At 67.0% G+C, this 11798-nt stretch carries 8 protein-coding genes; all 8 read right to left on the bottom strand.

Annotation, left to right across the window (positions count from 1 at the left end; all coding sequences use genetic code 11):
• Positions 1-65: 65 nt before the first annotated feature.
• Positions 66-335 (bottom strand): YheU family protein, encoded by a 270-nt coding sequence (locus tag QWY79_RS02070; protein WP_290269409.1) that lies wholly within the window; start codon positions 333-335, stop codon positions 66-68.
• On the bottom strand, positions 328-2376 hold the full coding sequence (ligA, locus tag QWY79_RS02065) for an NAD-dependent DNA ligase LigA (protein WP_290269408.1): 2049 nt from the start codon (positions 2374-2376) through the stop codon (positions 328-330). The genes QWY79_RS02070 and ligA overlap by 8 nt, the downstream gene beginning before the upstream one ends.
• 196 nt (positions 2377-2572) lie before the next feature.
• Complete coding sequence (zipA, locus tag QWY79_RS02060) at positions 2573-4102, bottom strand: cell division protein ZipA (protein WP_290269406.1); 1530 nt, start codon at positions 4100-4102, stop codon at positions 2573-2575.
• A 227-nt stretch (positions 4103-4329) separates the two neighbouring features.
• Positions 4330-7824, bottom strand: a complete 3495-nt coding sequence (gene smc / locus QWY79_RS02055) for a chromosome segregation protein SMC (protein ID WP_290269404.1) — start codon at positions 7822-7824, stop codon at positions 4330-4332.
• Between the two features lie 3 nt (positions 7825-7827).
• Positions 7828-8775, bottom strand: a complete 948-nt coding sequence (gene ccmI / locus QWY79_RS02050; RefSeq protein ID WP_290269402.1) for a c-type cytochrome biogenesis protein CcmI — start codon at positions 8773-8775, stop codon at positions 7828-7830.
• A complete protein-coding gene (locus QWY79_RS02045; protein ID WP_290269401.1) occupies positions 8772-9293 on the bottom strand; it encodes a cytochrome c-type biogenesis protein in 522 nt (173 codons plus the stop codon). The genes ccmI and QWY79_RS02045 overlap by 4 nt, the downstream gene beginning before the upstream one ends.
• Complete coding sequence (locus tag QWY79_RS02040) at positions 9281-9811, bottom strand: DsbE family thiol:disulfide interchange protein (protein ID WP_290269398.1); 531 nt, start codon at positions 9809-9811, stop codon at positions 9281-9283. Before QWY79_RS02040 ends, QWY79_RS02045 begins: the two co-directional genes overlap by 13 nt.
• Positions 9808-11787 carry a heme lyase CcmF/NrfE family subunit gene (locus QWY79_RS02035; RefSeq protein ID WP_290269395.1) on the bottom strand — a complete coding sequence of 660 codons (1980 nt, stop codon included), beginning with the start codon at positions 11785-11787 and terminating at the stop codon, positions 9808-9810. The genes QWY79_RS02040 and QWY79_RS02035 overlap by 4 nt, the downstream gene beginning before the upstream one ends.
• Positions 11788-11798: the final 11 nt, after the last annotated feature.

The raw sequence follows: 11798 nt of genomic DNA, 5'->3' as shown, positions 1-11798 counted from the left end.
GATGAAGTCCGGCCGATGGGCGGCTCGAGCCGGTATCCCGCCCTTCGCCCAACACAGTCCGCCCGCTAGCCTTCTTCCTCGTCGTCGGCCAGGTCGCGGCCGAAGGCTCGCCACTGCGCCAGGGTCATGACCTCGGTGGTCTCGGTCTCCAGGTCGTGGGCAATCAGCAGCTCGCCGCTTTCTAGCTGGTGCTTCAGCTGCTGCGTCCAGCCGCCCATGCCCTGCTCGGTGTCGCTGGTGTCGTAGCCCTGCCGGGTCACGAAGGCCTCCAGCAGGGCATCCAGGGTTTCCCCCGGCAGCATGCGATACGGCACTTCGATGAAACGCTCACCCATCGCTATCGTCTCCTGCTTCCCAGGCCGCCAGGCGCTCCAGGAAGGTCGCTTCGTCGAGGACCTCAACGCCCAGCTGTTCGGCCCTGGTCAACTTGCTGCCGGCGGCTTCGCCCGCCACCAGGCAGGCCGTCTTCTTCGAGACACTGCCCGACACCTTGGCCCCCAGTGCCTGCAGGCGTGCCTTGCCGTCATCACGCGTCATGCTTTCCATGCTGCCGGTCAGCACCCAGGTCTGGCCCTCGAGGGGCGTCGGGCCGGCGACCACGGTCGTTTCCTCCCAGTGGACACCGGCTCGGCGCAGCGCCTCGATGGTGGTGCGGTTGTGGGGCTGCTGGAAGAAGGTGTGCACATGGGCCGCCACGACCGGGCCGACATCGGCGACCTTCTCCAGTGCCTCGCGGTCGGCTTCCATCAGTGCTTCCAGGGTGCCGAAGTGGCTGGCCAGGTTGGCAGCCGTCGCTTCACCGACTTCGCGGATACCCAGCGCAAAGATGAAGCGCGCCAGTGTCGTGGCCTTGGCCTTCTCCAGGGCCGCCACCAGGTTCTCCGAGGAGCGGGTGGCCATGCGAGGCAGCGTGGCCAGACGCGAGACCTCGAGCAGGAAGAGATCGGCCGGCGTCTTCACCCAGTCGCGCTCGACCAGACCATCGATCAACTTGTCGCCGAGGCCTTCGATATCCAGGGCGCGACGACTGGCGAAATGCTTCAAGGCCTCCTTGCGCTGAGCCGGGCAATAGAGTCCGCCGGAACAGCGTGCCACGGCCTCGTCGCCGAGGCGCTCGATCTGCGAATCGCAGACCGGGCAACGCTCGGGGAAGACGATGGCGCGGGCATCCGACGGCCGCTGGTCGACCTGCACCCGCACCACCTGGGGAATGACATCACCGGCACGCCGGATGGTCACCTGGTCGCCGATCATCACGCCCAGCCGGGCGATCTCGTCGGCATTGTGCAGGGTGGCATTGGACACCGTCACGCCGGCCACCGACACCGGCTCGAGACGCGCCACGGGGGTGATCGCACCGGTGCGTCCGACCTGGTATTCGACATCATTGAGGCGCGTGACCTCTTCCTGGGCAGGAAACTTGAAGGCAATGGCCCAGCGCGGTGCCCGGGCGACGAAGCCGAGCTCACGCTGCAGTCGCAGGTTATCGACCTTGATCACCACGCCATCGATGTCATGGCCGAGGGCGTCGCGCCTCGCGCCGAGTCGACGGCAGTAGTCGATGATGCCCGCGGCCCCCTGCACCACCTCGAGCTCGGCGCTGGTGCGAAAACCGAACTCGGCGAGCCGCGCCATCAGCTGGCTGTGACTGCTATCACCGGCATCGGGCTGGATACGTGCAGCCTGATAGGCACTGAATTCCAGGGGGCGCTGATCGGTGATGCGCGGATCGAGCTGACGCAGGCTGCCGGCTGCGGCATTGCGCGGGTTGGCGAACACCTTGCCACCCGCCTCGCGGGCGCGCTCATTCATGGCCTCGAAGTCGGCATGGCGCATGGTGACCTCGCCACGCACTTCCAGTACCTCCGGCCACTGCTGGCCGCGCAGCTTGAGGGGGATCGACCTCAGGGTGCGCAGGTTGGAGGTGATACCCTCGCCGGTGCGCCCATCGCCACGGGTGACGCCGGTGGTCAGCTCGCCTCGCTCGTAGACCAGCGACACGGCGGCGCCGTCGAGCTTGGGCTCGCAGCAGAACGCCAGGGCTTCGCCATCCACCTCCAGGCGTTCGGCGACACGGCTGACAAAGGCCGCCAGTTCCTCTTCATCGAAGGCATTGTCGAGCGACAGCATGGGCACCGCATGCTCGATCTCGGGGAAGCCGTCCGCCGGCGCGGCACCCACCCGCTGGGTCGGCGAATCCGCCGTCACCAGCTCGGGATATTCCGCCTCGATCTCCTGGAGGCGCCGCAGTCGGCGGTCATAGTCGGCATCGGTCAACTGCGGCTCATCGAGCACGTAATAGCGATAGTTGGCATCATCGAGGGTGGTACGCAACTGTGCCACTTCATCGAGGATGCGCTGATCAGGCTGGGTCATGACAGTCCGTTTCTCGTTCCAGGGCGGGCGCAGCTCGAAGCTCGAAGCTCGAAGCTCGAAGCTCGAAGCTCGAAGCTCGAAGCTCGAAGCTCGAAGGCAGTATCTTGCCCGACTGCCCAGAAACGTCAAACCCCCCGGACATCATGTCCGGGGGGTCGACTTCCAGCTTCCAGCTTCCGGCTTCCGGCTTCCGGCTTCAGTTGACCTGATAGCGACCCAGCCGGTGGCGGCGCTCGAATTCCTGAACCCGCTGACGGGCGAACTCCACCGTCTGGGCGGTCATAACGCTGAGGTTCTCGTCCTTGAGCTCGCCACCCAGGTGACGAACCACGACCATGGCCGTCTCGACCATGGCCTCGAAGGCCGCCGAGGTATCGCAGGTGCTCGGCAGAGGCAGCAGCAGGGTGACGCCGGGCGTGGCAAAGTCATCCATGGAGTGGATGGGGAAGGTGCCCGGCTTGACCACGTTGACCATCGAGAATTGCAGCGGGCTTTCGCTGTCGGCGGTCTCGAAGCGGTGGAAGATGCCCATGTCGCGACCGTAACGCAGGCCGCAGGCCAGCATCAGGTCCAGCAGTGCCGCGCCCGAGAAGCCCTTCTCATCACGTGACATCACGCTGATGACGATGACCTCGTCGGCATTGCTCAACGTCTGGCGAGCATGCTCGGCGGTCACATCGTGGCGCAGCGCCTTCTCCAGCACCGGATGCGTGGTGACGACATCATCCTCGAAATCCGCCTCATCGACGTCATCGGCATGATCCATGGCCGCCGCCGGGGCCGGTTCGGCTTCAGGCGCCGGGGCCGGCTCGGCTTCGCGGGCCGCCCTGGCTTCCGCCGCTTCACGCTCGCGGCGCGCCTTTTCCTCGCGCTCGGCTTCTTCACGCTTGCGGCGCTCGGCGCGTTCCTGCTCCTTGCGGGCACGACGCTGGGAAAGCGACTTCTGCAGCGATGAGCCGAAGCGATGCACCGAGGATCCCATGCGCCTGGAGCCACTCTTCAGCGAATCGCCCATGCCTTCCAGGTCGACGAGGCGATAACGCTCCTCCTCATCCTGATAGGCGTCGTGATCGCTCGGGTCGGCCGCAAGCGGCGCGCGGCGCTGCTCTTCATCCGCGGACGTCGGCGCCGGCTGCTCGGCCTCCGAGTCGCCGATGTCCAGGCCGGGCTCGCGACGCTCGCCCTCGCCGTCATCGGTGAAGGCCAGCGTCGGCTCCTCGGCGGCTCCGGGCGACGCATCGCCGGGATGCGCTGCGACGGGCTCGGCCTCGGCCCGACCGGCACCGGCCATGTCGGCACTCGCATACGCAGGCGCCATGCCGGCATCGGCGGATCGTGCGGTGAAGGCAGTCTGCGCCGCGACCGACTCATCCGCGACTCCGACCTCGGCGTCATCCTCGTGACGCTGGCGACGGAATTCCGAGAGCACGCGGGATGGACCAGGATGATCCTGGCGCTGCAACTTGGGCTTGGACTGAACATCGGACTGCTCAGCCGGCCTGACGACGCGTGCCCCTCCATTGGGCAGCTCCCAGCTGAGCTCGGCCTGAAGCGCCGCCTCATCCGGGTCCTGTTCGGAATCCGCTGCCTCGTCGTTTGCCGGCTCGGAGCCGGCCCGGTCGAGACGCGGTACCTGACGTTGGCGCTGGAGGCGACGCACCCCATCGATGACGATGAGTGTCACCAGTGCCAGCCCAAGAATGATCAGCCACTCTCTAAGTTCCATGGGTCGTCATGCCTTTTTGCTAAGGCTCCATGCCTGAAGGTTGTTCGACAACAGCATAGCGCGATTGCCCCAAAAAAGACCACTTTTTTTGTTTGTCAAGCTCGAAAAATTTCCCTCGAGCCAGGAATGGGCCTTGAACTTTCACCCTTCACCAATCCCTGCAGAAGCACGCATTGCAACATTGCTGCCTTAGTTGTAAACCCTCGAGTCATTATTGTTCAAGTCCATCAGGCATCGGCCAAGGCTGCGGCCTCCTCGACACCGACCGAGACGAGCCGCGATACCCCCGGCTCTTGCATGGTCACCCCCATCAATCGCTCCGATGACTCCATGGCAATCTTGTTGTGAGTGATATAGATGAACTGTACCGACTCCGACATTTCCTTCACCAATCTGGCATAGCGTCCCACATTGGCATCATCCAGCGGCGCATCGACTTCGTCCAGCATACAGAAAGGTGCCGGATTCAGCTGGAAGATGGCAAACACCATGGCCAACGCTGTGAGGGCCTTTTCTCCCCCAGACAGCAAGTGAATCGTGGTGTTCTTCTTGCCGGGCGGGCGTGCCATGATGGCGACACCGGTCTCCAGCAAATCGTCGCCGGTCAGCGTCAACCACGCGGTCCCGCCGCCGAAGACCTTGGGAAAAAGTGTCTGCAGCCCGGTATTGACTCGTTCGAAGGTATCGCGGAAACGCGTCCGGGTTTCCTGGTCAATACGTCGGATGGCCCGGTCGAGGGTTTCCAGTGCATCACTGAGCTCGGCATGCTGGCCTTCCAGGTAGTCCCGCCGTTCGGCCTGCTGGTCGTACTCCTCGATCGCCGCGAGGTTGATGGCCCCGAGCCGGCGAATGCGTTCGCCGACCTCCTCCAGGCGCGTCTGCCAGGCCGACTCCGTGGCATTGGCATCCAGCCCCTCGGCCAGAGCATCCGCGTCATGGCCCAGCTCACGTAGCTGCTCGTCCTGTGACTCGGCCTTCAGCGCCAGTGCCTGCCCCTGCATGCGTGCTTCCTGGAGACGCTCGCGCATCCCCTCCAGCTGCCGCTCGTGCCCCTGCCGGGACTGTTCGTCCTCGCGCAGCCGTTCGACGAGGGCCGAGGCCCGCGAGCGTGCCTCGTTGAGCTCGCGTTCCTCGCGCTCGCGGCGGTGCAGCAGCTCGTCGAGCTGCTCGCGGCGTTCTTCATCCGGCTCGTGCAGCCCCTCGCGGGCCTCCTCGAGCTCGCGGCAGCGCTGTTCGAGACGCTGGCGGGCCTCCCCCGAGCGCCCTTGCTGTTCGGCCAGGCCGGAGCGTTCGGCAGACAGCCGCTGCTGTTCCAGGGCCAGCCGCTGCGCCTGCTCGGCCAGTGGCTGCCGCTGGCTGCGCAGGGACGTCAAGCGTTCGCGTGCCTCGCGTCGTTCGCGCTCCAGTCGCTCGCGGGTTTCGGCCCCGTCTTCCAGGCGCTCCAGGGCGGCCTGCCAGTGCTCGCGCGTTTCCTCGATGGTGAGACGGGCCTGTTCCGCCGAGGCCTCGAGCCCCTCGATCTCGTCCGCCAGCTCCGCGGCCCTGCCCTGCAGATGCTCGAGACGGCTCGCCAGCCCGCTGTCCTGAACCGCCAGTTGCTGGCGCTGCTGGTCGAGCTCGCGTTGCGCGACCCGGACGTCTTCCAGTCCGGCCTCGGCGCGTTGCTCTTCCTCGCCGGCATCGGCGAGACGCTGCGCCAGGTTCTCCAGGCGCTCCTCGACCTCGGCGAGCTCTTCACGCACCTCGGCCTCGCGGCGCCGACTGACCAGCAAGGCATCCGGGCCGTCCGCCTGGCCACGATGCCGCGCCCAGCCATCACCGACCCAGAGACCGTCCGCCGTGATCAGGCTTTCCCCGGGGGCCAGGGATGCCTGACCGGCCCAGGCCGCCTCGCGACTGGCCACGCAGCGAATCGAGGCCAGCCACTGGGTCGCGGCCCCTGCCCCCTGGACTTCGGCCGCCAGGCTGCCTGCCGGGCGGCTGTGCGTGGCCTCGGACAAGAGCCCGAGCTCGGCCGAAAGCTCGGCACCGAACACTCCGGCGGCGTCATCGGCGACTGCCATGCGCGCCTTGAGCCAGGGCGCCAGCACCCAGGAGACGCTGTCCTCCCAGCCCGGGGTGACCTCGAGCCGCTCGCCGAGTCGCGGGGCCGCTTCCAGGCCATGCTCGGCCAGATGCTGGTCGAGTTGCTCGTCATGGTCGGCCAGCGCCGCCTGAATCAGGGCTTCCAGCGAGGCCAGCTCGCCCTGCAGAGTACTGCGCCGCTGGCGCTCGAGATCGCGGGCCTCTTCATCCTGACGCCCACGCTCCCGGGCGTCATCGCGCTGCGCCTGCCAGCTGGCACGCTGTTCCTCGCTGGCGGCGAGCCGTTCATCGAATTCGGCCAGCCGTTCCGCCACCTCGCCGCGCTGCGCTTCGAGTTCGGCCAGGTCCGGCAGTTCCTCGCGCTGCTCGCGACGCTTGGCGATGTCTCCCTGAATGCGCTCCAGCCGTGACTCCTGTTCGCGCAGCCGGTCCTGGGCGCGCTCGGCTTCGCGGCTGTCCGCCTGCCAGCGTTCGCCGAAGGCTTCCCAGTCGGCATCGGCCTGCTCGGCATGCGGCTCGGCGTCCTCCAGGGCAGCGTCCAGTTCGGCCAGGCGTTCGGCGACCTCTTCTTGTTCCGGCCCAAGGGTTTCGAGGCGTTCGTCGAGGCGCGCCAGGCGATCGCCATCGTCCTCGCCGACCTGCTTGAGGTCCTCCAGCTCGCGACGCGCACTCTCCAGGTCGCTGGCCAGCTGCTGATCACGCGAGCGGGTGTGTTCCAGGTCCTGCTCGAGCCGCGCGATAGCCGTGGTGGTCTCGTGAAACCGCGCCTGATACCCCTCCAGTTCGGAGGCCAGGCGATCATGCTCGGCCCGGGCCTCCTCGAGGCGCGTTTCGCACTGGCGCAGCCCCAGGACCTCGCGCTCGACTCTGGTCTCGAGCTCGGCGACGCGCGCTTCTTCCTCGGCCTGGCTGGCCGCCAGCGCCCTTTTGCGCAGCACTGCCAGCTCGCCCTTGAGCTGATATTCCTCCTGCTGGAGCGTCTGGTAGCGCTTCGCGGCATCGGCCTGGCGCTTGAGCTTTTCCAGCTGCTTGTCGAGCTCCTCGCGGATATCTTCCAGCCGCTCGAGGTTTTCCTGGGTGCGGCGCATGCGATTCTCGGTTTCGCGCCGACGCTCCTTGTACTTGGAAATGCCCGCCGCTTCCTCGAGGGTGGCGCGCAGCTCCTCGGGGCGCGACTCGATCAGGCGCGAAATCATGCCCTGGCCGATGATGGCATAGGAGCGCGGCCCCAGTCCGGTGCCCAGGAAGAGGTCGGCGATGTCCCGCCGCCGGCACTTCTGGCCATTGAAGAAGTAGCTGGACTGGCCTTCCCGGGTGACCTGGCGCTTGACCGAGATCTCGGCATACTGGGCGTAGGCGCCGCCCATGGAACCATCGCGGTTGTCGAACATCAGCTCGATGGACGCCTGGCCGACCGGCTTGCGACCGGTCGAGCCGTTGAAGATGACATCCGCCATCGACTCGCCGCGCAGCGTCTTGGCCGAGGACTCGCCCATCACCCAGCGCACGGCATCAATGATGTTCGACTTGCCGCAGCCATTGGGGCCGACGATCGCCGTCATGTTGCCGTCGAAGGGCACATTGATGGGATCGACGAAGGATTTGAAGCCGGCCAGGCGGATGGATGTCAGACGCATGCTTTATTCGACCACCTTGTCGATGACGCGCTCGGGCGCCCGGGAATTCTCTGTGCTCGTCTTGTCCTGGGGATCAGGGCGCGGCGCCTGGTCGGCGCCGAGTCGCTGCCTGGCCGCCTCGATGCCCTGACGCAGGGCGCGACTCGAGCGCTCGTCACCCATGCCCGCGATGGCCTTGCGCCAGCGCTCGATGGCCAGCTGATACTCGGCATTCTGAAAGGCCTCGATGCCCAGCATGCCCATGATGGTGGGCTGTGCCGGCGCCTCGGCCAGTACCTCGTCGACCAGTGCCTGGATGTCGGCATCGAGTCGCCGCCCGCCCGCGAAGTAGCGCAACTGCGCCAGTTCGGCGAGCAGCGCGGGACGCCGGCCCTGGAGTTCGATCAGGCGCTGCAGCGCCCTTTGCCCCGCCTCGAGGCGCCCGCTGTCGCGGTACAGCGGAAACAGCGAACGCCAGACATTCGGGTTGTCGGGCTGGCGCGCCGCCTGCTCTTCCAGCGCCTCGATGAGCCGGGCCGGCGACGCCTCGGGCCCGTTCAGCACCTGCTGCTGGGCGGCACGCAGGGCCAGGTCGCCCTCGGAGCCCGACTGCTGATAGGCCAGCAGGCTGGTGATCACCACGGCCACCATCAGCACCGGGACCAGTAAGCGCCCGGCACGGCTGGCCCTGAGCGGCGACCGCCGAGTGCGCCGCGTATCCTCGAGCAGCTCGCGCTCGAGCTCCAGGCGGTCAGTCTCGAAGCCTTGCGTCGACAAATCGCCGCGGGCCAGCGCCGACTCGAGGGAGGCCAGGCGACGCCGATAGACCGCCAGGTTGTCCTCGGTTCCCGGCTCCCGGGCCTCGGTATCGCGCTGTGCGGCGCGTACGCGGTGGGCCAGGCGCAGGGGCATCACCAGCCACCACAGTGCCGGCACCAGCAGAGCGCCAAAGGCCAGCCACAACGCGGTCATGAACCCTTCCCGCGCGTGGAGCGCCGCGTCGACTCGTGTGAACTCCCGGCGTCGTCCGGCGCCTCGCGCTTGACCAGCGAATCGAGCCTGGCGCGCTCTGTCTCGCTGAGCCCGCGCGCCGCCACATGGCGTCGCGCGCGTACCAGCATGAACACCAGCAGGCCGCCCATCAGCACCAGGGCGACCGGCAGACCCCAGAGCAGCAGGGTGCGACCCTCGAGGCGCGGATTGTAAAGCACATAGTCGCCGAAGCGCTGCACCATGTAGTCCAGGATCTGCTGATCCGACTGCCCCTGCTGTAAAAGTTGGTAAACCCGGTCGCGCATGTCGCCGGCGATCGGCGAAGCGGAATCATCGATGGCCTGGTTCTGGCACTTGGGGCAGCGCAGCACCGCGGTCAGCTCGGCGTAACGCTCCTCAAGCACCGGATCCTCGAACTCGCGCATCTCGACGGCCGCCAGCGCCGGCAGGGCCAGGGCGGTCAGCAGGCACAGCAGCCAGGTCGTCAATCGCGCCATCTTGCCACCTCCGGCAGGATCACGTCGGTTACCTCAGGCGGGGCGATGTAACCGGTGTGGTGATAACGAATGATGCCCTCGGCATCGACCAGGAAGGTCTCCGGCGCACCATAGACCCCCAGGTCGAAGCCCAGGCGGCCCTCGGGGTCGAAGATGTTGACCGCGAAAGGGTCGCCGAATTCCGCCAGGAAGGCCCGCCCCTTGGCCCGGGTGTCCTTGTAGTCGACGCCCACCAGGCGAATGCCGCGCTCGGCGAGTGCCTGCAGCTGCGGCATTTCCTGCTTGCAGGTGGGGCACCACTCGCCCCAGACATTGACCAGCGTCACCTCGCCCTGCAGCAGGGTGGCATCCACCCGCCGATCGGGGTCCGCCAGGGTAGTGAGCTCGAAATCGGGAAAGGGCTCGCCGAGCATCGCCGACTCGCGCGTCGCCGGATCCATCGCCAGGCCACGATACAGCAGCGCACTGAGCACGACGAATCCGAGCAACGGCAGCGAGAGCAGGAGGCGTCGTTTCATGCCGCTGCCTCCTCGGCGCCATGACGCGCCGAGCGGCGGCGATAGCGGCGATCCACCACGGCCAGCAGGCCGCCCACTGCCATCAACAGTGCCCCCAGCCACAGCCAGCGGACCAGCGGCTTGTACTGCAGCCGCAGGGCCCAGCTGCCATCTTTCAGTTCTTCGCCCATGGCCACGTACAGGTCCCGCCAGGGCCCCGGGCGCAGGGCAACATCGGTCATCGGCATGCCGGTGGCCAGGTAGAGACGCTTCTCCGGTGTCATCACGAAACCCTGCGACTGCCCCTGATGACGCACCTCGAGCCGCGCGGTGTCGGCGACGAAGTTGGCCCCGCGACGCTCGCCGAGCTCGGTCAGGGTGAAGGTGTAACCGGCCAGGCTCGCCGTGTCGCCCTCGGCCATGCGGACATTGCGTTCGATGGAGTAATTGGCCACCACACTGACACCGATGATGGTCACCGCCACCCCCAGATGGGCCACCAGCATACCCCAGTAGGCCAGCGACAGGCGGCGCAGGCCGGCAAGCCGCGACGTTGCCTGCCGGCTGCGCACGACGAGCCCTTTCAGCATCGGCAACAGGATCCACAGGGCGGCCGCCAGCCCCAGCGAGACACGCGGACTCCAGGCCCCGCGATAGATCAGCGGCACCAGGGCGGCGATGACCACAGCCAGGACGGCAGACGGCCAGCAGTGACGCCACAACGCCCGCGCCGGCGTGCGCTTCCACTGTGACACCGGGCCGAGCCCCATGAAGAGGCACAGCAGCACCGTCAGCGGCACGAATAGGCTGTTGAAATAGGGCGCGCCGACACTGATCTTGCCGAGCCCCAGGGCATCGAGCAGCAGCGGATAGATGGTGCCCAGCAGCACGCTGACCGTCATGATCACCAGCAGCAGGTTGTTGATCAGCAGCAGGGTATCCCGGGACAACCCGGTGAACCCCACTCGCTGCCCGACCCGCGGCGCCCGCAGGGCAAACAGCAACAGCGAGGCGCCCACGGTCAGGCCCAGCAGCATCAGGATGAAGACCCCTCGCGAGGGGTCATTGGCGAAGGCATGCACCGACGTCAGCACGCCGGAACGGACCAGGAAGGTACCCAGCAGCGAGAGCGAGAAGGTCGAGATGGCCAGCAGCAGCGTCCAGCTCTTGAAGGCGCCGCGCTTCTCGGTCACCGCCAGCGAGTGAATCAGCGCCGTACCGGCCAGCCAGGGCAGCAGCGACGCATTCTCCACCGGGTCCCAGAACCACCAGCCGCCCCAGCCCAGCTCGTAGTAGGCCCACCAGCTGCCCAGGGCGATCCCCAGGGTCAGAAAGGCCCAGGCAATATTGGTCCAGGGGCGGACCCAGCGTGTCCAGGCGGCGTCCAGTCGCCCGCTCAGCAGGGCGGCAATGGCAAAGGCGAAGACCACCGAGAAGCCCACATAGCCCATGTAGAGCATCGGCGGATGGATGATCAGGCCGACGTCCTGCAGCAGCGGATTCAGGTCCGAGCCGTCGGCGGGCACGTCCGGCAGCAGCCGCGCGAAGGGGTTGGACGTCAACAGCACGAAGGCCAGGAAACCACTGCTGACCAGGCCCATCACCCCCAGCACCCGCGCCAGAATGTCATGGGGCAGTGCCCGGGAAGCATGGCCGACGGCGAAGGTCCAGCCGGCCAGAATCAGGCTCCACAGCAGCATGGAGCCTTCGTGATTGCCCCACACCGCGCTGAACTTGTAGTACCAGGGCAGCATCGAGTTCGAGTTGTTGGCGACCGTGGCCACACTGAAGTCATCCAGCATATAGCTGGCGGTCAGGCAGGCGTAGGCCAGCAGCACGAAGGCGAATTGCCCGCTGGCCATGGGTCGCGCATAGGCCATCCACAGCGGGTGTCGCGTGGCGGCACCGACCAGCGGCACCGTGCCCTGGATCACGGCCATCAGCAGGGCAATGATCAGGGCGAAAAGGCCGACTTCCGGGATCATCTCGATCAGCATGGCGACTCCGC

The organism is Halomonas sabkhae, from assembly GCF_030409265.1.
Taxonomy (GTDB): Bacteria; Pseudomonadota; Gammaproteobacteria; order Pseudomonadales; family Halomonadaceae; genus Halomonas; species Halomonas halmophila.
This window is presented reverse-complemented; position numbering and strand designations above follow the sequence as displayed.

Bases quoted from the DNA above. Each gene is read 5' to 3' on its own strand.
- QWY79_RS02070 (WP_290269409.1), bottom strand. From the start codon at position 335: ATGGGTGAGCGTTTCATCGAAGTGCCGTATCGCATGCTGCCGGGGGAA.
- smc (WP_290269404.1), bottom strand. From the start codon at position 7,824: ATGCGTCTGACATCCATCCGCCTGGCCGGCTTCAAATCCTTCGTCGAT.
- ccmI (WP_290269402.1), bottom strand. From the start codon at position 8,775: ATGACCGCGTTGTGGCTGGCCTTTGGCGCTCTGCTGGTGCCGGCACTG.
- QWY79_RS02040 (WP_290269398.1), bottom strand. From the start codon at position 9,811: ATGAAACGACGCCTCCTGCTCTCGCTGCCGTTGCTCGGATTCGTCGTG.
- QWY79_RS02045 (WP_290269401.1), bottom strand. From the start codon at position 9,293: ATGGCGCGATTGACGACCTGGCTGCTGTGCCTGCTGACCGCCCTGGCC.
- ligA (WP_290269408.1), bottom strand. From the start codon at position 2,376: ATGACCCAGCCTGATCAGCGCATCCTCGATGAAGTGGCACAGTTGCGT.
- QWY79_RS02035 (WP_290269395.1), bottom strand. From the start codon at position 11,787: ATGCTGATCGAGATGATCCCGGAAGTCGGCCTTTTCGCCCTGATCATT.
- zipA (WP_290269406.1), bottom strand. From the start codon at position 4,102: ATGGAACTTAGAGAGTGGCTGATCATTCTTGGGCTGGCACTGGTGACA.